Raw genomic sequence first — 25760 nt, forward strand, 5'->3', positions numbered from 1 at the left:
ATTCATAAGAGATCCTTCGGGGTCTCTTTTTTGTTTATGTTTTGTATTTGTGAGTGGTCTGTATTCATTAAATACGGACCACTTGTTATTAAAATAATATAAATTTACGAATTGAGTGGGCTGTAAATATAAAATACAGCCCACTCAGAAAATAGAAATAAATCACTATTTCTTATATCGATAATGTGCATCTTTATAACTACCTACTTTTTCACAATACTTTCTTAAGTATCGTTTCAAAGTAGTAGCGTTCACGCCTGTATACCTCTCTACTTCCTTTCTAGTAAAACTTCCATTCTTAAACAAACTCACATCTTCTATTGCTTCAATAATATACTCTTTCTTTTTTACTTCATGTCCACATATACACTGCATCGTTCGTTGTGATTTTTCGAAAAACATTCCAAACATATCACACTGCACACAACGTACACCTTTCTCCATAAGCTCGTATTTATAATAAAATACTCGATTATATTCTTTCTCTACATGATTATCCACTAGTATTAAACCTAGTTTTAAATCCGCCTCATTTGAGACTAAACTCTTTAAATATGAGACGACATCTTTCATTTGATTAAAGAATACAATTTGTTCATTCCCGTTATATCCTTGTAGCTTAAATTCAGGATTAACAAATAATATACGGCTGCTTACTTTATAGTCAAATTTGTGATGCGCTATAAATTGTTCTAACTTTCTATGCGCACGATCTAATTGACTTAAAAGTCCCTGGTGAACATAACCTTTCTGGCTAATAAAGTTTCCGTTATCAAAACGGTATAACCCTGAATAATTCTTAATATCAATATGAATAACAGTTTCATTTGCTACATATAAAAAATCATATTGAGCGGTTCCGAATACATCTAGTGTTAAATCCCATATTCGTACCAAATCATCAAAATCTTTGATGCACTCGAAGAATGCATATTCACCATCAAACCCTCGTAAATAATTTTTGAGATTCTGATAGTCTATATCTTCTAATACAATACGACCATTTACTTTACATAGATAATGATAATAGAATGATCTTTGATGTCGTTTGAGCAGCACGAGAGCCTCCTAATAATCACACAAGAGTTCTTTAATAATCGTGTCTATTTTATCATCATCAAAACTTCCAAAGCCAATAATATATTGATTAAGATATTTTTTATTTTTTCCTTCATAATAATCCTGGATGGTGTTAATCTCTATATCTTTTAAATTTAGTTTAGCACTTGTTTCCAAAACAAAATGCATCCCTGCATCACTACCATAAATTGCGTAGTCCTCAAAATATCTTTCAATGGCTTCAAGGGTAAGCTCTAATTTCTTTTTATAAATTTTACGCATCCTATTAATATTGCGTTCAAATTCTCCATCTTTCAGAAAGGCAGTAATCATAAACTGCATATGCTTAGGGACAGTGTTGTTAGGTTTATTTTCTAGAGTAAAATATTTATCTAACAATAAATTTGGTAATACCATATACGCCACACGAATACTTGGAAAGATCGACTTTGAAAATGTACTCATATAAATCACGCGGTCACTATTACTCATTCCTTGTAAAGCTTTCAAAGGACGTCCTTTATATCTAAATTCACTGTCATAGTCATCTTCAATGATATATCTGTCGCCATTATCAGCCCATTTTAATAATTCAATACGTCGCTTCGCACTTAAAACTACACCAGTAGGGAATTGATGGCTCGGTGTTACATGTACGACACTCGCATTATCTTTTAGTTTATTTGCGATAATACCATCTGCATCGACATCAACATTTACGTATTCATGCGCTTCGTATTGAAGCACTTTCTTTATTAATGGATAACCGGGATTCTCAATATAATACTTTCTACTACCGAGTATACGTGTTAATAATGTAAATAATTGTTCTGTTGAACTTCCAACGATAATTTGTTCATTTGTACAATTCACGCCACGAGAATGATATAAATATCTTCTGATTTCATTGCGCAGTTGTGATTCACCTTGGTCATCACCGCGTTCTAATAAATTAAATTGTTCAGCTTCAAATGCATCTCGTGCATACTTTCTGAATTTTTGAAAAGGAAATGACTTAATATGACTATCTTCAATTTTGAAAGAAGTATATTCTTTATCTTCATATTTTGGAGTGCTATCGATAGTTGTCGCAGGTATCATATTGATGGTTTGAATATTCTCTACGAAAAAACCGACTTTAGGTCGGGAGTAAATATATCCTTCATCGAGTAATTGCTGATAGGCAATTTCTACGGTTGTTAAACTTAGATTCAAATGATGACTTAGCTTTCTTTTTGATGGTAATTTTTCGTTAAACATTAATTTCCCGCTTAAAATATCTTCTTTTATCATTTGATATAATTGTGCGTATAAAAATTCTCCTTCTTTAAAACGATAAGTTAGCATTTCCATATTAAACTGACCCCTTAATTTTGTTGAAATCTGATACTTTTATAATACCAAAAATTACGATACATTTATCAATGTAAATAAATATTCTTACTATTTAGGGGTGTAATGATGAGTAAAATTATAGGATCTGATAAAGTTAAACGTGGTATGGCAGAAATGCAAAAAGGCGGCGTTATTATGGACGTTGTTAACGCTGAGCAAGCTAAAATTGCTGAAGCTGCTGGTGCAGTGGCAGTAATGGCATTAGAACGTGTACCAAGTGATATCCGTGCCGCTGGTGGGGTTGCACGTATGGCTGACCCACGTATCGTTGAAGAAGTTATGAACGCAGTATCTATTCCGGTTATGGCGAAAGGACGTATCGGACACATTACTGAAGCACGTGTATTAGAAGCGATGGGTGTTGACTATATCGATGAGTCAGAAGTATTAACACCAGCAGATGAAGAGTTCCACTTAAAGAAAGATGAATTCACAGTACCATTCGTATGTGGATGCCGCGATTTAGGTGAAGCTGCACGTCGTATTGGTGAAGGTGCTGCAATGTTACGTACGAAAGGTGAACCGGGTACAGGTAACATCGTTGAAGCTGTACGTCACTTACGTAAAGTAAATGCACAAGTACGTAAGTTAACTGTCATGAGCGACGATGAAATTATGACAGAAGCAAAAATCTTAGGCGCACCTTACGAAGTATTAAAAGAAATTAAAGCATTAGGTAAGTTACCAGTTGTTAACTTCGCAGCGGGTGGTGTTGCAACTCCAGCGGATGCAGCTTTAATGATGGAATTAGGAGCTGATGGTGTATTCGTAGGTTCAGGTATCTTCAAATCTGAAAGCCCTGAAAAATTCGCGAAAGCGATCGTACAAGCAACAACTCACTACCAAGACTACAAATTAATCGGAGAATTATCTAAAGAGTTAGGTGCCGCGATGAAAGGTTTAGACATTAATAAACTTTCATTAGAAGAAAGAATGCAAGAGCGTGGCTGGTAAGATGGAAATCGGTATTTTAGCATTACAAGGTGCGGTGCGTGAACACGCGCGCCACATTGAGTTATGCGGTCATACACCTAAACTTATTAAACGTGTTGAAGATCTTGAAGGTATCGATGGTCTAGTATTACCTGGCGGCGAATCAACGACGATGCGTCGACTCATGGATTTGTACGGATTCACTGAAGTACTACGTAATAGTAACTTACCGATGTACGGAACATGTGCCGGGCTTATTCTGCTTGCCGAAAATATCGTCGGTTATGAAGAAGGTCACTTAAAAAAAATGAACATCACGGTTGAACGTAATTCATTTGGACGACAAGTCGATAGCTTTGAAGCTGACCTTGAAGTTAAAGGCATTGAAGATCACGTGAATGCTGTATTTATTCGTGCTCCTCATATTGTATCAGTTGGCGATAACGTAGAAGTTCTTAGTGAAGTAGATGGTAAGAAGGTTGCTGTAAGACAGAATAACTATTTAGGCATTTCATTCCATCCAGAATTGACGGATGACATCAAGATTATGAAGTACTTTATAGAAGAAATGGTTGCAAAATAGTTTAAAAGTGTATGAGCTTATCTTTTTCATTCCAAAAAATAATATGGTATATTTCTTTCAAAAACAGAGGTGTAACCAGTGAAAAATTTAAGTTTAATAGAAGCAATTAACATGCGTCAGTCTGTAAAAGGATTTGATCCTAATGTTAAGATTCCACATGAAACGATGGAAGAAATGATTCAACTTGCTACAAAAGCACCATCATCAATTAATTTACAACCATGGCGTTTCGTCATTGTAGAATCAGATGAAGCTAAAGCTGCAATTAAAGACTTAGTAAGATTTAATACACATCAGCTAGAAACAAGTGCAGCATTTATTCTTGTACTATCAGATAATCATCATACAAAAGATGTAGATAAGATAATGAAGAAAAATGTTGAACTAGGTTATATGCCGGAAGAAGTAGAAGTACAAAATACAGCGATTATTAAACAGTTAGTTTCTAGTGCTCCGGAATCATATTTTGTGCAGCAAGGTATTATGGATGCGAATCTGGCAGCTATGCAACTCATGCTTGTAGCCAAAGAATATGGATATGATACAAATCCAATCGGTGGCTTTGAACGCCAGGAAGTAATGGAAGCATTAAATATTGATACGAACCGTTATGTACCGATTATGTTTATTGCAATTGGAAAAGGTGTGAAGGCACCACACGGTTCAAGTAGGCATGAAGCGAAAGAAATTATGAGTTATGATATTTTAAATAACGGTGTTATAGGAGAATAAAAACAAAGCACTCCAATGCAATTTGCATTGGAGTGCTTTACTTTATATTAGATAAAGAATCCAGCGATTGTCGCTGAGATAAATGATACTAATGTTGCACCATATAATAATTTAAGTCCGAAGCGAGCAACAACGTCACCTTTTTCGTCATTTAATGATTTAATCGCACCAGCGATAATACCAATAGATGAGAAGTTAGCGAATGATACTAAGAAGATTGAAACAACACCAATTGTGTGCTCTGATAAAGCTTTTGTTGCCGCGATTTCTTTCAAGCTACCCATCGCTACGAATTCGTTAGAAACAAGTTTAGTTGCCATTACAGAACCTGCTTTAACAGCATCATCCCATGGGATACCTGCTAAAAATGCAAGTGGCGCGAATACAAATCCTAATACATCCTGGAAGTTCATTTTTCCTGGTGTAATGCCATCAACGATACCATTTAACATTGAGATTAATGCGATATAACCGATTAACATAGCCCCAACGATAATCGCTACTTTAAATCCATCTAAAATATATTCACCCAACATTTCGAAGAATGATTGTCTATGACCTTCTTCAATCACAATAGCATCTTCTTCTTCAGTTAATTTATACGGATTAATAATTGATGCAATAATGAATCCACCGAATAAATTTAATACAATCGCTGTAACAACATATTTAGGCTCAAGAATTGTAAAGTAAGAACCTACGATAGAGAACGAAACAGTACTCATCGCTGAAGCCGTTAATGTGTATAAACGATGTTTAGGAATATGTGGTAATTGTTTCTTAATAGAAATAAATACTTCAGATTGTCCTAAAATTGCTGATGCTACAGCATTGTAAGATTCTAATTTCCCCATACCATTGACTTTAGAAATTGCTAAACCTAAATATTTGATGATAAATGGCAATACTTTAATGTATTGTAAAATACCAATTAATGCAGAAATGAATGTGATCGGTAATAATACGTTTAAGAAGAAGTTAAAACCTGGCACACCTTTTTTATCTGTATTTACTAAGCCACCAAATACGAAGTTAACGCCATCTGATGCATATTTTAATAAATGATCAAATACAGATGCCATCTTTCCTACAACGAATACCCCACCCGTCGTTTTCAGTAATAAGAATGCGAATAAAAACTGGATAGCCATTAAGATACCAATATACTGCCATCTTACTCCTTTTTTATCCGAACTCATAAGCCATGCGAGTAATAAAAAGACGATAAGACCTACGACACTAACAATAATATTCATGATATCGCTCCTTTGTAATATATTATTTGAACTAGTGATATCATACTACATAATTTATGAAAGCGCTAAACATTTTTTCAATAATGCGTGAACATTTGTTCAAAAATGATGTACAAACATATTATTTGCTTAAAAAACATTGATTAAATATAATAAAGTCAAAGAAGGTCAAAGGCGGTGATGTCATGCATAATATGTCAGATATAATTGAACAATATTTAAAGCAACTCCTTGATGAAGCACAGGATGATGTTGTTGTAATTAAACGTGCACATATCGCGGAGAAATTCGATTGTGTTCCATCACAGCTAAACTATGTGATAAAGACGCGATTTACGAATGAACATGGGTATCAAATTGAAAGCAAACGTGGTGGTGGTGGTTATATTCGTATCACTAAAATTGAATCGAACAATAAAGCAGCATTTATTGAACATTTAATTGAGCTTACCGGTCAGCAAATCTCGCAACAAAATGCTGAACGTATTATAGATGGGCTTTATCAAAATGAATTAATTAATGAACGTGAGAAAAAGATTATATTATCAACCATTCATCGTGATACATTAGTGGTTGATGTACCTTATCGTGATTTCATTCGTGCGAATATTTTGCGCAACGTGCTCAATATCATTCACTACAACTAAGGAGAGATAGTATGCAATACGAAGAAGAATTTTCAATGAATCAGTTACTCAAGCACTTACTGAATAGTGGAGAGTTTCATGCGGCACAAACACCGGACAAATGTCCGAATTGTGGATTATCACTCCGAGAAGCTTTGCATATCGGTAAATTTGGTTGTTATGAATGTTATAACACTTTCAGCGATTATGTACCGCAAGTGATAGAAAGAGTTCAGGCAGGTAACTTGCAGCACATCGGTGTTACACCACATAAATCGCAGGAGAAAATAGCGTTAAAGAAAAAGATTGAAGCATTAGAAACGAAGCTTCAGAAGCTCGTTGATGCGCAAGCATTTGAGGAAGCAGTTATTGTTCGCGATGAAATTCGCAAGTTAAAAGAAGGTGGGGATCAACATGTTGAATGAGCATCTGCAAAATATATTAAGTGACTGGATGCAGTCAGCTGATGAACCTGCTGTTATATTGAGTTCACGTATACGTCTTGCACGCAATTTAGAAAACTACGTCCATCCGATGATGTTTACTGAAGGTGTGGGAGAACAAGTGATTAATGAAGTTAATAATGTGTTGTCAGATGATTATCATCTCATTAAAATGGCTGATACACCGATGAAAGAACGTCAAATGCTTGTTGTAAAGCATTTAATGAGTAAAGAGTTGATGGAAACAAAGCATGGCGCGGTATTTATTAATGATGATGAGTCTGAAAGCATCATGGTAAATGAAGAGGATCATATTCGTATCCAGGTATTAGGCAACGATTTATCATTGCATCATTTATATGAGCGTGCGCGTGTTATTGATAAGAAGCTTGATGACAAGTTAATGATTTCATACGATGAACATTATGGTTATTTGACAACGTGTCCAACCAATATTGGAACAGGCCTTCGCGCAAGTGTCATGCTTCATTTGCCGGGACTTTCGATCATGAAACGTATGACTCGTATCGCACAGACTATTAATAGATTTGGCTTTACTATTCGTGGTATATATGGAGAAGGATCTCAAGCATTAGGTCATGTGTTTCAAGTATCCAATCAATTGACGTTAGGTAAATCTGAAGAAAGCATTATCGATGATTTAACGCAAGTTGTTGAGCAGATTATTGAAGAAGAAATCAATATGCGTAAACGTATGAACAATTATGACCATCTTGAAACGATTGATAGAATTTATAGAAGTTTAGGGATTTTAAAGTATAGTCAAAAAATTTCTGTAGAAGAAGCAAGTGTTAGACTAAGTGATATTAAATTAGGGATAGATATGGGTATTATAAAAGATACACCTTTTAGATTTAATGAATTGATGGTTGCGATTCAAGCGCCATTTTTAAATAGTTTGTATCCGGATAATAGAAATATAGATGAAAAAAGAGCACAAATGCTAAGAGCGCATTTGTAAGGAGGATAAAATATGTTTGGAAGATTAACAGAAAGAGCACAACGTGTGTTAGCACATGCACAAGAAGAGGCAATTCGTTTAAATCATAATAATATTGGTACAGAACATTTATTATTAGGACTCGTAAAAGAACCAGATGGTATTGCAGCGAAAGTACTCGCAGCATATAACATTACTGAAGATAAAGTTGTTCAGGAAGTTGAACAATTAATCGGTCATGGCACTGATATGGGTGGTGTGATTCAATATACACCGCGTGCGAAGAAAGTCATTGAATTATCGTTAGATGAGGCGCGTAAATTAAATCATAATTTCGTGGGTACAGAGCATATATTATTAGGTTTAATTCGTGAAAACGAAGGTGTCGCAGCACGTGTGTTAGCTAACCTTGATTTAAATATTACAAAAGCACGTTCTCAAGTCGTGAAACTTTTAGGAAGTCCTGAAATGGATGCGAAAGGGTCAGGTGAATCTAAAGCACAAGGCACACCAACACTTGATGGTTTAGCCCGTGATTTAACTGTTATCGCTAAAGATGGAACGTTAGATCCTGTCATTGGTCGTGCGGCTGAAGTGACGCGCATTATTGAAGTATTAAGTCGACGTACGAAGAATAACCCGGTATTGATTGGTGAGCCGGGTGTCGGAAAAACGGCAATTGTTGAAGGACTAGCACAAGCAATCGTTAATAATGAAGTACCTGAAACTTTAAAAGGAAAACGCGTGATGAGTTTAGATATGGGTACCGTTGTTGCGGGTACGAAATACCGTGGTGAATTTGAAGAACGTCTGAAAAAAGTAATGGATGAAATTCATGCTGCAGGTAATATTATTTTATTCATCGATGAGCTACACACGTTAATTGGTGCGGGTGGTGCTGAAGGTGCAATCGATGCATCAAATATTTTAAAACCTGCATTAGCCCGTGGTGAAATTCAATGTATTGGTGCAACAACATTAGAAGAATACCGTAAATATATCGAGAAAGATGCAGCTTTAGAGCGTCGTTTCCAACCTGTACAAGTAGATGAACCAAATGTAGAAGATGCAATTGAAATATTACGTGGTTTACGTGATCGTTACGAAGCACACCATCGCATTCAAATTTCGGATGAAGCGATTATTGCAGCGGTTAAAATGAGTGACCGTTATATTTCTGACCGTTTCTTACCAGATAAAGCAATCGATTTAATTGATGAAGCAAGTTCAAAAGTGCGTTTACGTAATTACACAACGCCACCAAGTTTAAAGGAACTTGAAGCGGAGCTTGAAAAAGTGAAAAACGAAAAAGATGCGGCGGTACATTCTCAAGAATTCGAACAAGCAGCTGCATTACGTGACAAGCAATCACAACTTGAAAAACAATTAGATGAAACGAAAAAAGAATGGCAAAAAACACAAGGTTCTAACAATACATCAGTGACACCTGATGATATCGCGATTGTTGTTGCGAACTGGACTGGCATTCCATTAAATAAAATCGCAGAAACAGAATCACAAAAATTATTAAACTTAGAAGAAATCTTACATGACCGTGTTGTAGGTCAACACGATGCTGTTGTATCTATTTCTAAAGCAGTACGTCGAGCACGTGCGGGTCTTAAAGATCCGAAACGCCCAATCGGTAGCTTCATCTTCTTAGGACCAACAGGTGTTGGTAAGACTGAGCTTGCGAGAGCATTAGCTGAAGCGATGTTTGGTGAAGAAGATGCAATGATTCGCGTTGACATGAGTGAATTCATGGAGAAACATAGCGTATCTCGATTAGTAGGTTCTCCTCCAGGATATGTTGGCTTTGAAGATGGTGGACAATTGACTGAGAAAGTACGTCGTAAACCATACTCAGTAATTCTGTTCGATGAGATTGAAAAAGCACATCCAGACGTGTTCAACATGTTATTACAAGTGTTAGATGACGGACGTTTAACAGATTCTAAAGGACGTACAGTGGACTTTAGAAATACTGTGATTATTATGACAAGTAACGTTGGCGCACAAGAATTAAAAGATAACAAATTCGTCGGATTCGGTGGTAGCGATGCTGCACAAGACTACGAAACAATCCGTAAGACGATGATGGATGAGTTAAAGAAACAATTCCGTCCTGAATTCTTAAACCGTATCGACGATATTATCGTGTTCCATAAGTTAGAGAAAGAACAATTGAAAGAAATCGTTACATTTATGGTCAATGGTTTAACGAAACGATTGAAAGAACAAGATATCTTTATCACTTTAACTGATGCTGCGAAAGAAAAAGTAGCAGATGACGGATATGACCCAGAATATGGCGCGCGTCCATTAACGCGTTCTATCCAAAAGAATATTGAAGATAAACTATCTGAAGAGTTATTAAAAGGTGAAGAGTTAGCAGGTCATGAAGTAACGATTGATTATAAAGATGGCGAGTTTGTCATTACGAAAGAGAAGAAATAAAGTATAGTAATATAAATTGTAACAGTTGGTGTCATAGTAAAAGTGCTATGATGCCAACTGTTTTTATATTTCAAATAATCTTGCGTTTGATAAGGGTATAACATTGTCTAAATTTACAAAAAGATTTAAAATAAATACATATTAAAATAGGGGGAATAGCGTTGGCTAAAGCAAAGTCGAATTTTGAATGTATGGCCTGTGGTTATCAGTCCCCAAAGTGGATGGGTAAATGTCCTAATTGTGGTGCTTGGAACCAAATGGAAGAAGTCATAGAACATAAACAAAAAGGTCCAAAAACAGCAATTCACCAACAAGAATCGAATTCAAAAGTAGAAAAATTAAAAAATATAACGAAAGAAAGCGTACCACGCGATCATACACAAATGGGAGAGTTGGATCGTGTATTAGGTGGTGGCATTGTTCCGGGCTCACTCGTATTAATTGGTGGGGACCCGGGTATCGGGAAATCTACGTTACTACTTCAAGTGTGTGCCATGTTATCACAGCGTCATCCTGTGTTATACATATCTGGTGAAGAATCTGTAAGACAAACAAAGCTACGTGCAGATCGATTAAAAGAAGACGCGGGCGAATTAGATGTGTATGCGGAGACAAACCTTCAAATCATTCACGAAACTGTGAAGAAGATGCAACCGAGATTTTTAGTTATTGATTCTATACAGACCATCTTTCATCCGGAAGTCACGAGTGCACCAGGATCAGTCTCGCAAGTTCGTGAATGTACTCAGGAATTGATGCGTATCGCAAAACAAATGAATATCGCTACATTCATTGTGGGTCACGTGACGAAAGAAGGTCAGATTGCAGGACCTCGTTTACTTGAACATATGGTTGATACAGTACTTTATTTCGAAGGCGATACACATCATAGTTATCGTATATTACGTGCTGTAAAGAATCGTTTCGGATCGACAAATGAAATGGGTATTTTTGAAATGCGTAATACTGGATTAACTGAAGTATTAAATCCTAGTGAAATGTTCTTAGAAGAACGTACGAAGAATGTTGCAGGGTCTACCATTGTTGCGACGATGGAAGGGACTAGACCACTCCTTGTTGAAGTTCAGTCACTTGTGTCACCAACATCTTTCCATAACCCAAGACGTATGGCCACTGGAATTGATCATAACCGTTTAACGTTATTGATGGCTGTACTTGAGAAGAAGCAAGGGTACTTGTTACAACAACAAGATGCATATGTTAAAGTCGCGGGGGGCGTTAAATTAGACGAACCTGCCGTGGATTTAAGTATTATTATTAGTATTGCATCAAGTTACAACGATAAACCGACGCGTGGTGACGATTGTTTCATTGGAGAAGTTGGATTAACGGGAGAAGTGAGACGTGTAGCGCGTATTGAACAGCGTGTTCAGGAAGCGGAGAAGCTCGGCTTTAAACGTGTTATTATTCCGAAGAATAATATTGGTGGCTGGGATTTCCCGGGTAATATTGAAGTCATCGGTGTTACAAATATTAGCGAAGCATTAAAGCTTGCGTTTTAGGGAGGTGAGAAGATGTTAAAGAAATTAGTAACATTAATATTTGTTGTTGTAGGTGCGAGTTTAGGGATTTTTGCAATTCCGGAATTGATTCGTTTATTTCATTTAAATGTGCCTGATATTTTTAAAAATCCATATGTTGATGGTGCGATTGGGATTATTGTCTTTTTTATATTATTTTATTGGTTGATTGATCGTGTCGTTAACCTCATCATTAAAGGTGAGAAGTCATTATTAAATATCAATTTTATAGAACTGATATTTGCAACGCTTGGTATGATATTAGGTTTGATGATTGCTTCAATGATCAGTTTGATATTTAATTTCATGGGATTTACTTTACTTAAAAATACGGTACCAGTCATTCTGGCGGTAGTATTAGGTTATTTAGGATTTCAAGTAGGGCTTAAGAAACGTGATGAAATTCAGAGCTTTCTTCCTGAACGCTTCCAAAGTAATACGAACAAACGTCGTGTGTTGGATAACACGAAATTATTGGATACGTCAGCGATTATAGATGGTCGTATTTTATCAATCGTAGAGTGCGGCTTCTTAGATGGTACGATTATCGTACCACAAGGTGTATTAGATGAATTACAACTCATTGCTGATTCTACAGACGGTATGAAACGCGATAAAGGTCAACGAGGATTAGACATATTAAGTGATTTACAGGCAACAGGTTATCCTGTGAAGATTGTCCCGGGCAATAAGAATATTAAAGAAGTCGATCAATTATTAATTGCGATGGCAAAAGAGACGAATTCGAGCGTTATTACGACAGACTTTAATTTAAATAAAGTATGTCAAGTTCAAGGAATTAAAGTACTTAACGTAAATGATTTATCTGAAGCAATTAAACCTGTTGTAGCACAAGGTGATCAGTTTACGCTGAACGTTACGAAAGCAGGCAAAGAAGAGAATCAAGGTGTTGGTTATTTAGAAGATGGTACAATGGTTGTCGTTGAGAATGGGAAGCATTTAATTAACAAACAGGTGAATGTTGAAGTACAATCTGTACTCCAGACTTCATCAGGTAGAATTATTTTCACGAAGAAAGTGAATGACTAATATGTATGATGTAATTATTCCAGCAGCAGGTATGGGGAAACGCATGCAAGCTGATAAAAATAAAATACTCTTAACTATTAATGACAAATCCATTCTTGAACATACGGTTTCTGCATTTCAAAACGACAATCATTGCCGCAAGATTCATTTGGCGGCACAACGTGATGAAATTGATACATTGAAATCAATGCTACAAGCATATGATAAAATCGGTGTTATCACTGAAGGTGGAAGCGAGCGTCAATACAGTATTTATAATGTGTTGAAAGCAATAGAGCCGTGTGACTATGTATTTGTTCATGATGCGGCGCGACCATTCATTTCACAAGCAACTTTAAACAATTTGTATACTGCAGTTCAAAGCAATAAAAGTGTTATTGCGGGTGTTAAAGTGAAGGATACGATTAAACGCGTGCAAGACAATAAAGTTGCTGAAACGTTAAAGCGTGATTTGTTATGGCAAATTCAAACGCCACAAGCATTTGATTATAACTTATTACTTGAAGCGTACAATAAGGCAGATGCAGATCAGTTCTTAGGAACAGATGATGCATCACTTGTTGAACGTATTTCAGAAGTGCATATCGTCGAAAGTGATTATGATAATATTAAAATCACAACACCGGAAGACATGTTCTTTGCTGAAGCCATCTTAAAGAAAAGAGGGATTATATGTTTAGGATAGGATATGGATATGACGTGCATCAATTGGTTGAATGCAGACCTTTAATCATTGGTGGTATTGAACTTGAACATGAAAAAGGATTACTAGGACATAGCGATGCGGATGTGTTGTTACATGCGATTACAGATGCGATATTAGGTGCTGTTGCACTTGGAGATATCGGTAAATTCTTTCCTGACGATGACCCTAAGTATAAAGGTGCGGATTCAAAAGTATTGTTAAAGGAAAGTTACGATCACGTCATCAAAATGGGATACAAAATCGGAAATATTGATGCGACGATCATTGCTGAAAAACCGAAATTCAGACCGCATATCGATGCAATGCGTGAAGCAATTGCGAATGTGTTAAATACAGATATCTCAAACGTCAACGTAAAAGCAACAACAAATGAGAAGATGGGGTATTTAGGAAGACAAGAAGGCATACAAGCACAAGCTGTTGTATTGTTGATGAAGCATTAAACATGAACCCTGTATCTTATGAATACAGGGTGTTTTTATAGGTATCTTTTAAAATTAAGTATTTTAATATTTATAGTTGTTTAATCCGTCAAAAAGAAAAAACATTTGCTTATCTTTGTTGAGCATGCGAAGTTGTAGGTTTGTATTTAAATCATTTAAAACTTTTAAATCAGCATTATTTAGGTTGTCTGAAATAATAAAGCGGTTTTGTGTAATATCACCTAATCTTACTTTTAGATTAGGTGTACTATATTTATTGAATTTCTTTTGCAAAATTTCTGGATAAATAATATTTAAATAAATCATTTCATTTTTATTAGAATTTATGTATTTAGAACTTTCAGAATCTAATTTGAAATCTATGGTATAAAAAACTTTAGTGCTATTATTTTTTTTAACTTCAAAATTAGATATTTTAAAATGTGGATCTGTGAATACATCTTTAATGTTTTGAATTTGTTTCTTTTGATTAATTTTTTCCACCTTTAAAGTTTCAGTGTTTGTATTTGAAGAACTTTTTTTGGCATCTGAACAGCCATTTAAGATAAGAGTGATTGCTAGAAAAGGAATACAATAAATTTTCATTATATAAGAACCCCTTTACTGCTTAATTTTGTCAGAGAAACCACGATACGACCAATTTCCAGTAACGTATTTTTTTGTGGAAACTTTCCCATTGCTATATCTTACAATATAACCGTCTGTTTTTACTCTTTCGCTTCCAGCTCTTAATAAATACTTTGTTCTTGGAGGTATGCTATAAGTAATGTTATATGATATTGTACTTGAAGTATTCAAAGATACTTCTGAACCAATATTAACTCCGTTTTTCATAATACCAAATTCAGCAGAAGTAGATACTGAAGCAGAAGCAGATTTTGTTCTTGAAACTTGATAAGTAACAGTATCTGTTGTTGAAGAAGGGTTATAGTGGGAATATGTCCAATTTACAGTTTTGTAAGTTGATTTACTAGATGCCTCGTAGACAGTCCCGTTGTAAGCAATATACCTATTTGGACCATCATTAGTAACCGCTCTAGATTCGTTTATTCGTTTAAAGGTAAAGATAATAGGGCGAAAATGGATAAAGATGTAGTTAATATTTTTTCGTATACATTTCTCCTTTTGGTGTAATATTTTCTTGTAAAAATAGTATGTTTTATAAACTTTAAAAAAGCAACAAAATTCTGAAAATTCAATGTATTTATTTTGCATCTCATTTTGTAATTAATGTAATCACCACATCCTTTAACATATGATATAATTTAATGACAATAAAATTATATGGAGTGAAAAAAATGAGTAAAGTTAGAGTGCGTTATGCACCGAGTCCAACTGGATTTTTACATATTGGGAATGCCCGTACAGCATTATTTAACTATTTATTTGCTAGACATCATGGTGGAGACTTTATCATTCGTATTGAAGATACAGATACTGCCCGCAATGTTGAAGGTGGAGAAGAAAGTCAATTACGGTTCTTAAAATGGTTAGGTATGGATTGGGATGAATCAATTGATAAAGATGGCGGTTTTGGACCTTATCGTCAATCTGAGCGCCAAGCAATCTATCAACCATTAGTTGATAAGTTATTAGCAGAAGATAAAGCATACCGTTGTTACATGACACCTGAAGAATTGGAAGCAGAGCGTGAAGCACAACTTGCACGTGGTGAGATGCCGAGATATGGTGGACAACATGCGCATCTTACGAAAGAAGAAGAAGAAGCATTGATTGCTGAAGGAAGACAACCTTCTATTCGTATTCGCGTACCGAAAGATAAAACGTATACCTTTAACGACATGGTAAAAGGTGAAGTGTCATTTGATTCAAATGGTATCGGTGACTGGGTTATCGTGAAAAAAGATGGTATTCCAACGTACAACTTTGCGGTAGCAATCGATGATCATTTCATGGAAATTACACACGTTATTCGTGGTGATGACCATATTTCTAACACACCGAAGCAAATGATGGTATACGAAGCGTTAGGATACGATATTCCAACTTTCGGTCATATGACGTTAATCGTTAACGAAGAACGTAAAAAATTATCAAAACGTGATGGTTCAATCATTCAATTTATTGAGCAATATCATGATTTAGGTTACTTACCAGAAGCATTATTTAACTTTATCGGTTTACTTGGCTGGTCTCCGGAAGGGGAAGAAGAAATCTTCACTAAAGAGCAATTTATCGAAATGTTTGATGAAAAGCGTTTAAGTAAATCGCCAGCATTCTTCGATAAACAAAAGCTTGCATGGATTAACAACCAGTATATGAAAACGAAAGATTTAGATACAGTGTTTGAAATGACATTGCCGCATATGGAAAAAGCGGGTCTTATCTCAAATAATCCGACAGAAGCAGAACTTGCTTGGGCGAAGTCATTAGTAGGTTTATATCAACAACAAATGAGTTACGCGGGCGAAATCGTTGAACTTTCTGAGTTATTCTTCAAAGATGAATTAACGTTAGACGAAGAAGCAACTGAAGTTGTGAATGGTGAACAAGTGCCTGAACTAGTTAAATCTTTAACGGCGCAACTTGAAGCATTAGAAACATTTGATGCAGCAAGTATTAAAGCAGCGATTAAAGCAGTTCAAAAAGAGACAGGCATTAAAGGTAAAAACTTATTCATGCCAATCCGTGTGATGGTTTCTGGTCAAACACATGGTCCAGAATTACCGAACACGATGGAGTTATTAGGTAAAGAAAAAGTAATTAGCCGTTTAAGTGTATACGCATAGACTAAGTAAAAACAGTTGAAAAATAAGTGCAATCTATTATAATCAATTTAAGAGAAGAAGTAGATAGTTAAAATATCTTTAGAGAGCATACGGTTGGTGGGAGTATGTGATACGTTAATTATTGAATGCATCTCTTGAAGTTATGAGTTGAATAAATTATTAAGTGAGTAGATTGTATCTACTAATCAGAGTGGAACCGTGCAGAAGCACCTCTTGTTAAGAGGTGCTTCTTTTTATCTATTTGGAGGTGTATACATGTTTGCAAGAATTAAAGATGACATTAATATGGTATTCGAACAAGATCCAGCTGCACGTAGTAGTTTAGAAGTCTTTTTAACTTATTCAGGGTTACATGCGGTGTGGTGGCATTTAGTTGCACATTGGTTTTTTAATCACAAAATGTATTTTATTGCGCGTGCCATTAGCCAAATTTCAAGGTTCTTCTCAGGTATAGAAATTCATCCCGGCGCCAAGATTGGAAAACGCTTGTTCATTGACCATGGTATGGGTATTGTGATTGGAGAAACATGTACGATTGGGAATAATGTTACAATTTATCAAGGTGTTACTCTCGGAGGTACCGGGAAAGAAAGTGGTAAGCGTCATCCGGACATTGGCGATAACGTATTAATCGCAGCCGGGGCGAAAGTACTGGGGAATATTCAGATAGGAAATAACGTGAATATCGGTGCGAACTCCGTCGTATTAAAGTGTGTTCCAGATTATTCTACTGTTGTAGGGATTCCAGGTCACATCGTCAAACAAAACGGTGTTAAAGTTGGTAAGAGCTTTGAACATACAAATTTACCGGATCCAATTTACGAGAAATTAAAAGAATTAGAACGTCATATTGAAGCAACTCAAAAGGGAGAGATAATAGATGATTACATTATATAACACATTAAGTCGAAAAAAAGAAAAGTTTGTGCCATTAGAAGAAGGTAAAGTGAAAATGTACGTTTGTGGTCCAACTGTTTATAACTACATTCACATCGGGAACGCTCGTCCGGCTATCAGTTTTGATGTTGTTCGCCGTTACTTTGAGTACCGTGGTTACGAAGTGAATTATGTTTCTAACTTTACGGATGTCGATGACAAATTGATAAAAGCAGCGAATGAACTCAATTCTACAGTACCTGAAGTAGCAGATCGCTTTATTGAAGCATACTTTGAAGATACGGGTGCATTAAACTGTAAGCACGCAACGCATCATCCGCGTGTTATGGATCATATGGATGATATTATTGAGTTTATTGAAGAACTGATTAAGAAAGATTATGCATATGAAAGCAGTGGCGATGTTTACTTTAGAACGCGTAAATTTGAAGGATACGGTAAATTAAGCCACCAATCTATCGATGAATTAAAAGTTGGTGCGCGTATTGCAACGGGTGAATTAAAGGACGACGCATTAGATTTCGCATTATGGAAAACGGCTAAACCAGGAGAGATTAGCTGGAATTCTCCTTGGGGTAAAGGTCGCCCAGGCTGGCACATTGAATGTTCGGTGATGGCGAAGAAACATTTAGGAGATTCAATCGATATTCATGCTGGTGGATCTGATTTAGCGTTCCCTCACCACGAAAATGAAATTGCACAATCCGAAGCACATAATGATACGACGTTTGCGAACTACTGGATGCATAACGGCTTCATTAATATCGATAATGAAAAGATGAGTAAATCATTAGGTAACTTTATTTTAGTCCATGACATTATTAAAGAAATTAATCCAAACGTATTACGCTTCTTTATGATTAGCGTACATTACAGAAATCCAATCAACTACAACATTGACCTAGTGACAAGCGCTAAAGCTGGTTTAGAACGTATCCAGAACGCATATGCAGCTTTAAAAGAGCGTCAGGCAATTTCAGTAGATATTGTCGACCATAGCGAAGTCATTAAGGCAGTGGATGATATTTTACTGCAATTTGAAACTGCTATGGATGATGACTTTAACACAGCTAATGCGATTACAGCATGGTATGAATTAGCGAAACAAGCTAACATTTATAATCAAAATGAATCAACGGATTTAAAAGTAATCGAACGCTTCTTAGAAGTATTTGAAATCATTAGCGAAGTATTAGGCGTGAAACTGGTTGAGGAAGCAGCATTACTGGATGCAGATATTGAAGCTTTAATTGCTGAGCGTGAAGCAGCACGTAAAGAGAAGAATTTTGCTCGAGCAGATGAAATTCGTGACATGTTAAAAGCGCAAAATATTATTCTCGAAGATACGGCACAAGGTGTGAGATTTAAACGTGGTTAATGAAGCGAGTCTTTACAATCCGCTGACACTGGCTTATTTAGGTGATGCTGTGCTTGATTTATATGTAAGAAATTATATTGTCCGTGAGAAAAATAAGAAGCCGAATGAACTGCATCGCCAGGCAACGTTTTTTGTATCTGCAAAAAGTCAGGCACAAACATTTGATGTCTTGGTTGAAAAAAATTTCTTTACAGAACAGGAAACTGAAATATTAATGCGTGGACGCAACGCGAAAAGTCATACGCGTGCAAAAAATACAGATGTGATTTCTTATAAAAAGAGTACGGCATTAGAAGCGGTCATCGGTTATTTGCATTTAAATAACGAAACAGAAAGATTACAAGCGTTACTTGAATACATCATAACGTTATGTGAAATGAGGGGTAAATAATGAATAAACAAACAAATGATGAAATCATTGTAGGACGTCATGCTGTTAAAAGTGCGATTGAATCAGATCACGAAATTAATAAAGTATTGATTCAGGAAGGTATTAATAAGTCGCAAATTTCAAGTATATTAAATTTATGCAAAGAACGAAAAATAATCGTTCAAACGGTGCCAAAATCGAAATTAGATCATTTATCAGATGTGCCACATCAAGGTATTATGGCGATGATTTCACCGTATGAATATGTTGAATTAGATGATTTCCTCAGCGCGCGCGACCAAGAGCGGTTCAGTACGATTATGATTCTAGACGGGCTGGAGGATCCACATAACTTAGGTTCAATCCTTAGAACGGCGGATGCAATAGGTATTGACGGAATTATGATTCCGAAGCGACGTTCAGTAAGTTTAAATCAAACGGTAGTGAAGGCATCTACCGGTGCAATTGAGCACGTACCTGTAATGCGCGTGACAAACATTAGTCAGGCGATTGATAAACTGAAAGAACAAGGGTACTGGGTTGCAGGAACGGATGCGAAGCAATCAGTGGATTATCGTAAGATGGATGCAAACATGAACTTAGCAATTGTAATCGGTTCTGAAGGTGAAGGGATGAGCCGACTCGTAAAAGACAAATGTGATTTCTTAATCCACTTACCAATGGTAGGTCATGTTAACAGTTTGAATGCTTCAGTGGCGGCAAGTTTATTGATGTACGAAGTTTATCGTAAAAGGAATCCGCTTGATTAATGATTAAAAAATATACCATCATTGATGGTTATAATGTCATAGGCCAAAGTACACGATTAAAGCAACTTGCAAAAGAGTCACTTGAAGAAGCGAGAGTTCAGTTGTTACTTGAAATTGCTAATTACAATGCGCGTATTGCTGATGAGATGATTGTCGTATTTGATGCATATGACGTGAAGTCACATGAACGTGAAGAAGTATTTCACGGCATTCGGGTAATCTATTCGCGTGAGAAAGAAACAGCGGATGCTGTGATTGAAAGGCTCGTTTATGAGATGTATGAGAAACATATTACAACTATTAAAGTGGTGACGAGCGATTTGTCTGAGCAGCACACGATCTTTGGTAGTGGTGCACTTAGAATCCCGTCGCGTGAGTTTATCAATAATTTAAGAGAAGAAGAACAACGTGTTGCCAATGATATCCGCCATATGAGAACGCATCAGCCTAGAACGCGTATCGAAATCGATGAAACAACAAAGGAACATTTAGAACGTTTGAGACGTGGAGAAATTTAATTCGAGATAATTTTTTTATTTGAGATATTGTTTAATAACATTTAATCTTAAGGAAAAGAAATCAAGAGGTTAAATAATGTTTAAAACATATACACAACTCATTTGTGAAGAGCAAGCTTTGTATCATTTACAACCCATTGAAACAATCGTAAAAGATATTCAAAACGGAAACGTAGATGCTTTTGAAAGTCTAGTTGCCAGATTACGCAATGGTATTGCTGTGCACATTCGCAGATTAACGTTTAAAGATCACGATGCACTATATCAGGAGAGCCTTATTACACTTTATCAGGCTGTACGTGTATATGATCCTTTAAAGAGCGATGACTTTGAGCGATTTTATTTTTACCATTTGAAATATGCATTACTGGATTACGTTCGTGGTATTCAAAAGGAGCGTAAGCGCCCAATTGTTAGCATAGAAACATCGATGTATGAGGATGAATTAACATTAGATGCATACATTCAGGATATTAATGCACTGGATCCACGAGTGGAAAGTGAGTTTATTGATTTGCAATCGCGTATGACACCTATCGCATTACAATTAAGTCCGATAGAATATCGTGTGCTTGAATATTTAAAGGAACAAATGCCGATTAAGGCCATGGCAGCCATCGAGAATGAATCTTTAAAAACAATTCATAACACGATAGCGCGGCTTAAAGTGAAGGTCAAAACGTTTGTAAAAGGTGTATCATAGTTTGACAAATGAACATTTCACCGTTATATTAAACTAGGATTAGCATGAATTAAATGGACACAATTTCAATCATATAGCACAAGGAATAGACATTGAATTTCGGTTCGGTCTATTTTTTATCAATTATTATTAACGTGACGGAGGCAAACGCATGGAACGTAAAGAGAACTTCTTTCAAGGTGTCATCTCTGAAATGAAAAAAACTTCATGGCCAACAGGTCAGGAAGTTGTAAGAGATACATCAATCGTAGTATTAACAGTAATATTCTTCATCATTTTCTTTTACGCAATCGATTTAGGTATATCTGAACTCATTCGATTAATTAAATAAGGAGGCATACTATGTCTGAGGAAAGTAAAAAGCATTGGTACGCAGTTCATACGTATTCAGGCTATGAAAATAAAGTAAAAGACAATTTAGAAAAGCGTCTTGAATCTATGAATATGCAAGATCAAATCTTTAGAGTGGTTATTCCTGAAGAGGAAGAGACGACAATTAAAGATGGGAAAGCAAAAACATCAGTAAAGAAAACCTTCCCAGGTTACGTATTAGTAGAATTAGTCATGACAGACGAGTCATGGTATGTAGTACGTAATACACCGGGTGTTACTGGATTTGTCGGTTCTGCAGGTGCTGGTTCTAAACCAAATCCATTATTACCAGAAGAAGCGAAGTTCATCTTAAAATCAATGGGTATGAACGAAAAAACAATCGATGTTGAAATTGAAATTGGCGAACAAGTCCGTGTGACAAGTGGACCATTTACGAACCAGGTTGGGGAAGTAAAAGAAATCGATATCGAGAAATACAAATTAACGGTATTAGTTGATATGTTCGGTCGTGAAACGCCAGTTGAAGTGGAATTCGACCAAATCGAGAAACTTTAATAAAAAAATAAAAATAAAATGTAAATTTTCACTTGCAATTCATCTTTGAAAGTGTTAATATTTTATGGTCGTGCTAATTAGTACGGTTGTTGAGTGGGAGGGTAAATATCATACCCTGTGACCACATCACGATATTATAGGAGGTGCACATCGTGGCTAAAAAAGTAATCAAAGTTGTTAAATTACAAATTCCGGCAGGGAAAGCAAACCCAGCGCCACCAGTTGGTCCAGCATTAGGTCAAGCAGGTGTTAACATCATGGGATTCTGTAAAGAATTTAACGCGCGTACACAAGAACAAGCAGGTTTAATTATTCCGGTTGAAATTTCTGTATTTGAAGATCGTTCATTTACATTTATCACTAAAACACCACCTGCAGCAGTTTTACTTAAAAAAGCAGCTAAAATCGAAAAAGGTTCAGGTGAACCTAACAAGACTAAAGTTGCTACAGTAACTGAAGACCAAGTACGTGAAATCGCTGAAGCTAAAATGGAAGATTTAAATGCAGCAAGCGTAGAAGCGGCAATGAGAATTATTGCTGGTACTGCTCGTAGTATGGGTGTAGAAATTAAATAGTATTACATTTAGATTTAACAGCAGACTTACATAAGTCTGCTCTTGCACTGTTATAAGCAGTGCCCGTGGGAGGACATTCCGCTAAAACCACTATAAGGAGGAAATAAAAATGGCTAAAAAAGGTAAAAAGTATCAAGAAGCCGCTCAAAAAGTTGATAGCTCAAAATTCTATTCAATAGAAGAAGCAATCAAACTTGCGCAAGAAACAAGTACTGTTAACTTTGACGCATCAGTTGAAGTTGCATTCCGTTTAGGAATCGATGTACGTAAAAATGACCAACAAATCCGTGGGGCAGTAGTATTACCAAACGGAACTGGTAAAACTCAACGTGTATTAGTATTCGCTAAAGGTGAAAAATTAAAAGAAGCTGAAGCTGCAGGCGCTGACTATGTTGGCGATGCTGAATACATCAACAAAATCAACCAAGGTTGGTTCGAATTCGATGTAATCGTAGCTACTCCAGATATGATGGGCGAAGTTGGTAAACTTGGACGTGTCTTAGGACCTAAAGGTTTAATGCCAAACCCTAAAACTGGTACAGTAACGATGGACGTAACAAAAGCTGTACAAGAAATCAAAGCAGGTAAAGTAGAATACCGTGCTGAGAAATCTGGTATCGTTCATGCGTCAATCGGTAAAGTATCATTCGATACAGCTAAATTAGTTGAAAACTTTAACACTTTAAAAGATGTTTTAGCTAAAGCTAAACCAGCGTCATCAAAAGGTACTTACTTCAAAACTGTTTCTGTAACTTCAACTATGGGCCCTGGTATCAAAGTTGACCCATCAGAAGTAAGAAACTAATTCAAAAAACAATTTGACAAGATTCAAATTTCACGTTATAGTGTAATTTGTATTTTATAAATAACCTAAGACAGTAGGGGCGTAAGCTTAATCATCCTACCGAGGTGAAATTTGACTTGAGACTGTTCAAGCACTTTTTACCATGGGTGAAAAGTGCTTTTTTAATAATATTTATTAGAAAAGCACGAAAATCTTAATGGAGGTGTCATAATGAGTACAAAAGCTATCGAAATCAAACAACAAAAAGCTGATTTGATCACTGAACAATTAAAAAATTCAGTATCTACTATCATCGTTGACTACCGTGGTTTAACAGTTGCGCAAGTAACTGAACTACGTAAACAACTTCGTGAAGCTGGTGTTGAGTTCAAAGTTTACAAAAATACTTTAGTACGTCGTTCTGCAGTAGCTGCAGGTATCGAAGGTATTGAAGAATTTTTAACTGGACCTAACGCGATCGCATTCTCAACTGAAGAAGTTGTAGCGCCAGCAAAAATTATTGCTGACTTCGCTAAAGAAAACGATAAATTAGAAATCAAAGCAGGTATTATCGAAGGTAAAGTGACTAGCGCTGATGATATCAAAGCTATCGCATCATTACCATCAAAAGAAGGACTTATCTCAATGGTTCTTTCAGTATTACAAGCTCCAATGCGTAACTTCGCGTATGCAGTTAAAGCTGTTGGAGAACAAAAAGAAGGCGGAGAAGAAGCTGCTCCTGCTGAAGAAGCATAATTCACTTAGCCAACAACGCAAAGTATCATAAAAAAACTTAAATTAAATGGAGGATTACAATCATGTCAAACGAAAAAATTATCGAAATGATTAAAGAAATGTCAGTTTTAGAATTAAACGATTTAGTTAAAGCTATCGAAGAAGAATTTGGTGTAACTGCTGCTGCTCCTGTAGCTGTAGCTGGTGCTGCTGGTGGCGAAGGTGCTGCTGCAGAGAAAACTGAATTCGACGTAGAATTAGTATCTGCTGGATCTTCAAAAATCAAAGTTGTTAAAGCTGTTAAAGAAGCAACTGGCTTAGGATTAAAAGACGCTAAAGACTTAGTTGATGGCGCTCCTAAAGTAGTTAAAGAAGGCGTATCTAAAGAAGAAGCTGAAGAATTAAAAGCTAAATTAGAAGAAGCTGGAGCAACTGTAGAAGTTAAATAATTTCTCTTTTGTTTTGAAACCCGTTATGTATATAACGGGTTTTTCTTGCTTTATATTGGTATAATTTCAACTGAGTGCGTTTGCACCGAGTAGAAATGAGTGAGGTGTGAAAGTGAGTCATTATTACGATGAAGAACAAACGGTAGAAAGCAATGAAAGTACGATTCGTTTCGATATGGGAGACCACCAGCTTGAACTGACGACGGATGCAGGTGTGTTCTCAAAAGGGAGTATTGATTTCGGATCAAATTTGCTCGTTAAGACCTTTCTAGGTGATGCGAGCCCTAAAAGTGTGCTTGATGTAGGTTGTGGGTACGGTACGATGGGTTTGATGGTAGCGAAGCAACTTCCGGAATCGATAGTACATATGGTCGATGTGAATGAGCGTGCTTTATCTTTATCTGAAAGAAATAGTAAAGCTAACAATATTCACAATACGACGATTTATAAAAGTGATGGCTTAAACGAAGTAACTGAACAGTTTGATGCGGTAATTACGAATCCGCCCATTCGAGCGGGGAAAGAAGTTGTTCATCGCATTCTGGAAGATAGCGCTAAAGTGCTCTATCAAGGTGGCGCATTATATGTCGTCATTCAGAAAAAACAAGGTATGCCATCTGCGAAAAAGAAAATGGAAACTGACTTTGGAAATGTAACTGTACTGAAAAAAGATAAAGGCTATTATATTTTAAAGAGTGTAAAAGGTTGACCTTCTGAACAAGGTCTGTTATAGTAATAGAATGTAAAAATTTAAATGA

30 protein-coding genes and 1 other annotated feature are annotated in these 25760 nt (G+C 36.1%); of the genes, 26 read left to right on the top strand and 4 right to left on the bottom strand.

Going from position 1 to position 25760, the window contains the following annotated elements:
* Positions 1 to 165: 165 nt before the first annotated feature.
* Both OCL94_RS06435 and pdxR read right to left on the bottom strand, forming a co-directional pair.
* A complete protein-coding gene (locus OCL94_RS06435; protein WP_262995710.1) occupies positions 166 to 1059 on the bottom strand; it encodes a nuclease-related domain-containing protein in 894 nt (297 codons plus the stop codon).
* Positions 1060 to 1068: 9 nt separating this feature from the next.
* Positions 1069 to 2412 (bottom strand): MocR-like pyridoxine biosynthesis transcription factor PdxR, encoded by a 1344-nt coding sequence (gene pdxR / locus OCL94_RS06440; RefSeq protein WP_262995712.1) that lies wholly within the window; start codon positions 2410 to 2412, stop codon positions 1069 to 1071.
* A gap of 108 nt (positions 2413 to 2520) precedes the next feature.
* On the opposite strand from pdxR, the gene pdxS reads away from it, so the two are divergent.
* From pdxS to OCL94_RS06455, 3 genes are all read left to right on the top strand, one after another.
* Entirely contained in the window at positions 2521 to 3408 is an 888-nt protein-coding gene (gene pdxS, locus OCL94_RS06445; RefSeq protein ID WP_262995714.1) for a pyridoxal 5'-phosphate synthase lyase subunit PdxS, read from the top strand.
* 1 nt (position 3409) lies between these two features.
* Positions 3410 to 3970, top strand: coding sequence for a pyridoxal 5'-phosphate synthase glutaminase subunit PdxT (gene pdxT / locus OCL94_RS06450; RefSeq protein ID WP_262995947.1), 561 nt, complete (start codon positions 3410 to 3412; stop codon positions 3968 to 3970).
* A 78-nt stretch (positions 3971 to 4048) separates the two neighbouring features.
* Positions 4049 to 4702, top strand: coding sequence for a nitroreductase family protein (locus tag OCL94_RS06455; protein ID WP_262995716.1), 654 nt, complete (start codon positions 4049 to 4051; stop codon positions 4700 to 4702).
* A 47-nt stretch (positions 4703 to 4749) separates the two neighbouring features.
* On the opposite strand, the gene OCL94_RS06460 is transcribed toward OCL94_RS06455, so the two are convergent.
* Entirely contained in the window at positions 4750 to 5958 is a 1209-nt protein-coding gene (locus tag OCL94_RS06460) for a NupC/NupG family nucleoside CNT transporter (RefSeq protein WP_262995718.1), read from the bottom strand.
* A gap of 185 nt (positions 5959 to 6143) precedes the next feature.
* On the opposite strand from OCL94_RS06460, the gene OCL94_RS06465 reads away from it, so the two are divergent.
* The 8 genes from OCL94_RS06465 (at position 6144) to ispF (ending at position 14185) form a co-directional block, all read left to right on the top strand.
* Entirely contained in the window at positions 6144 to 6605 is a 462-nt protein-coding gene (locus tag OCL94_RS06465) for a CtsR family transcriptional regulator (RefSeq protein WP_262995720.1), read from the top strand.
* Positions 6606 to 6616: 11 nt separating this feature from the next.
* Positions 6617 to 7009: a UvrB/UvrC motif-containing protein gene (locus tag OCL94_RS06470; RefSeq protein WP_262995722.1), complete on the top strand. Its 393-nt coding sequence runs from the start codon at positions 6617 to 6619 to the stop codon at positions 7007 to 7009.
* Positions 6999 to 8009, top strand: coding sequence for a protein arginine kinase (locus OCL94_RS06475; RefSeq protein ID WP_262995723.1), 1011 nt, complete (start codon positions 6999 to 7001; stop codon positions 8007 to 8009). Before OCL94_RS06470 ends, OCL94_RS06475 begins: the two co-directional genes overlap by 11 nt.
* Positions 8010 to 8021: 12 nt before the next feature.
* Positions 8022 to 10445: an ATP-dependent Clp protease ATP-binding subunit gene (locus OCL94_RS06480; protein WP_262995725.1), complete on the top strand. Its 2424-nt coding sequence runs from the start codon at positions 8022 to 8024 to the stop codon at positions 10443 to 10445.
* A 161-nt stretch (positions 10446 to 10606) separates the two neighbouring features.
* Positions 10607 to 11968: a DNA repair protein RadA gene (radA, locus tag OCL94_RS06485; protein WP_262995727.1), complete on the top strand. Its 1362-nt coding sequence runs from the start codon at positions 10607 to 10609 to the stop codon at positions 11966 to 11968.
* 12 nt (positions 11969 to 11980) lie between these two features.
* Positions 11981 to 13036: a PIN/TRAM domain-containing protein gene (locus OCL94_RS06490; protein ID WP_262995729.1), complete on the top strand. Its 1056-nt coding sequence runs from the start codon at positions 11981 to 11983 to the stop codon at positions 13034 to 13036.
* Positions 13029 to 13721, top strand: a complete 693-nt coding sequence (gene ispD / locus OCL94_RS06495; RefSeq protein ID WP_262995731.1) for a 2-C-methyl-D-erythritol 4-phosphate cytidylyltransferase — start codon at positions 13029 to 13031, stop codon at positions 13719 to 13721. Before OCL94_RS06490 ends, ispD begins: the two co-directional genes overlap by 8 nt.
* A complete protein-coding gene (gene ispF / locus OCL94_RS06500) occupies positions 13709 to 14185 on the top strand; it encodes a 2-C-methyl-D-erythritol 2,4-cyclodiphosphate synthase (RefSeq protein ID WP_262995733.1) in 477 nt (158 codons plus the stop codon). Before ispD ends, ispF begins: the two co-directional genes overlap by 13 nt.
* 63 nt (positions 14186 to 14248) lie before the next feature.
* Here ispF and OCL94_RS06505 read toward each other — a convergent pair whose 3' ends face one another.
* The gene (locus tag OCL94_RS06505; protein WP_262995735.1) at positions 14249 to 14770 is read right to left on the bottom strand and encodes a hypothetical protein; all 522 of its coding nucleotides are present in this window, start codon (positions 14768 to 14770) and stop codon (positions 14249 to 14251) included.
* A 181-nt stretch (positions 14771 to 14951) separates the two neighbouring features.
* On the opposite strand from OCL94_RS06505, the gene OCL94_RS06510 reads away from it, so the two are divergent.
* The 15 genes from OCL94_RS06510 to OCL94_RS06580 all read left to right on the top strand — a co-directional run bounded on the left by OCL94_RS06510 (position 14952) and on the right by OCL94_RS06580 (position 25711).
* Positions 14952 to 15080, top strand: a complete 129-nt coding sequence (locus tag OCL94_RS06510) for a hypothetical protein (protein ID WP_262995737.1) — start codon at positions 14952 to 14954, stop codon at positions 15078 to 15080.
* Positions 15081 to 15483: 403 nt separating this feature from the next.
* Positions 15484 to 16935 carry a glutamate--tRNA ligase gene (gltX, locus tag OCL94_RS06515; protein ID WP_262995739.1) on the top strand — a complete coding sequence of 484 codons (1452 nt, stop codon included), beginning with the start codon at positions 15484 to 15486 and terminating at the stop codon, positions 16933 to 16935.
* A gap of 255 nt (positions 16936 to 17190) precedes the next feature.
* On the top strand, positions 17191 to 17832 hold the full coding sequence (cysE, locus tag OCL94_RS06520; RefSeq protein WP_262995741.1) for a serine O-acetyltransferase: 642 nt from the start codon (positions 17191 to 17193) through the stop codon (positions 17830 to 17832).
* A complete protein-coding gene (cysS, locus tag OCL94_RS06525; protein WP_262995743.1) occupies positions 17816 to 19210 on the top strand; it encodes a cysteine--tRNA ligase in 1395 nt (464 codons plus the stop codon). The genes cysE and cysS overlap by 17 nt, the downstream gene beginning before the upstream one ends.
* Complete coding sequence (locus OCL94_RS06530; RefSeq protein WP_262995745.1) at positions 19203 to 19601, top strand: Mini-ribonuclease 3; 399 nt, start codon at positions 19203 to 19205, stop codon at positions 19599 to 19601. The genes cysS and OCL94_RS06530 overlap by 8 nt, the downstream gene beginning before the upstream one ends.
* Complete coding sequence (gene rlmB / locus OCL94_RS06535; protein WP_262995747.1) at positions 19601 to 20350, top strand: 23S rRNA (guanosine(2251)-2'-O)-methyltransferase RlmB; 750 nt, start codon at positions 19601 to 19603, stop codon at positions 20348 to 20350. The genes OCL94_RS06530 and rlmB overlap by 1 nt, the downstream gene beginning before the upstream one ends.
* Positions 20350 to 20868, top strand: coding sequence for an NYN domain-containing protein (locus tag OCL94_RS06540; RefSeq protein ID WP_262995749.1), 519 nt, complete (start codon positions 20350 to 20352; stop codon positions 20866 to 20868). Before rlmB ends, OCL94_RS06540 begins: the two co-directional genes overlap by 1 nt.
* 76 nt (positions 20869 to 20944) lie before the next feature.
* Positions 20945 to 21571 (top strand): hypothetical protein, encoded by a 627-nt coding sequence (locus tag OCL94_RS06545; RefSeq protein WP_262995750.1) that lies wholly within the window; start codon positions 20945 to 20947, stop codon positions 21569 to 21571.
* Positions 21572 to 21722: 151 nt separating this feature from the next.
* Positions 21723 to 21902, top strand: coding sequence for a preprotein translocase subunit SecE (gene secE / locus OCL94_RS06550; RefSeq protein WP_262995752.1), 180 nt, complete (start codon positions 21723 to 21725; stop codon positions 21900 to 21902).
* 11 nt (positions 21903 to 21913) lie between these two features.
* A complete protein-coding gene (nusG, locus tag OCL94_RS06555) occupies positions 21914 to 22459 on the top strand; it encodes a transcription termination/antitermination protein NusG (RefSeq protein ID WP_262995753.1) in 546 nt (181 codons plus the stop codon).
* 152 nt (positions 22460 to 22611) lie between these two features.
* Positions 22612 to 23034 carry a 50S ribosomal protein L11 gene (rplK, locus tag OCL94_RS06560; protein ID WP_224183617.1) on the top strand — a complete coding sequence of 141 codons (423 nt, stop codon included), beginning with the start codon at positions 22612 to 22614 and terminating at the stop codon, positions 23032 to 23034.
* A 109-nt stretch (positions 23035 to 23143) separates the two neighbouring features.
* Positions 23144 to 23839: a 50S ribosomal protein L1 gene (gene rplA / locus OCL94_RS06565; protein ID WP_262995761.1), complete on the top strand. Its 696-nt coding sequence runs from the start codon at positions 23144 to 23146 to the stop codon at positions 23837 to 23839.
* Positions 23840 to 23885: 46 nt separating this feature from the next.
* Positions 23886 to 24011 (top strand) — a sequence feature (ribosomal protein L10 leader region).
* 38 nt (positions 24012 to 24049) lie between these two features.
* Entirely contained in the window at positions 24050 to 24574 is a 525-nt protein-coding gene (gene rplJ, locus OCL94_RS06570) for a 50S ribosomal protein L10 (protein ID WP_262995763.1), read from the top strand.
* A 62-nt stretch (positions 24575 to 24636) separates the two neighbouring features.
* A complete protein-coding gene (gene rplL, locus OCL94_RS06575; RefSeq protein WP_411268489.1) occupies positions 24637 to 25002 on the top strand; it encodes a 50S ribosomal protein L7/L12 in 366 nt (121 codons plus the stop codon).
* A 112-nt stretch (positions 25003 to 25114) separates the two neighbouring features.
* Entirely contained in the window at positions 25115 to 25711 is a 597-nt protein-coding gene (locus tag OCL94_RS06580) for a class I SAM-dependent methyltransferase (RefSeq protein ID WP_262995765.1), read from the top strand.
* Positions 25712 to 25760 lie beyond the last annotated feature (49 nt).

Origin of the sequence: Macrococcus capreoli (assembly GCF_025628935.1) — a bacterium.
In the GTDB taxonomy this organism is placed as follows: Bacteria; Bacillota; Bacilli; order Staphylococcales; family Staphylococcaceae; genus Macrococcoides; species Macrococcoides capreoli.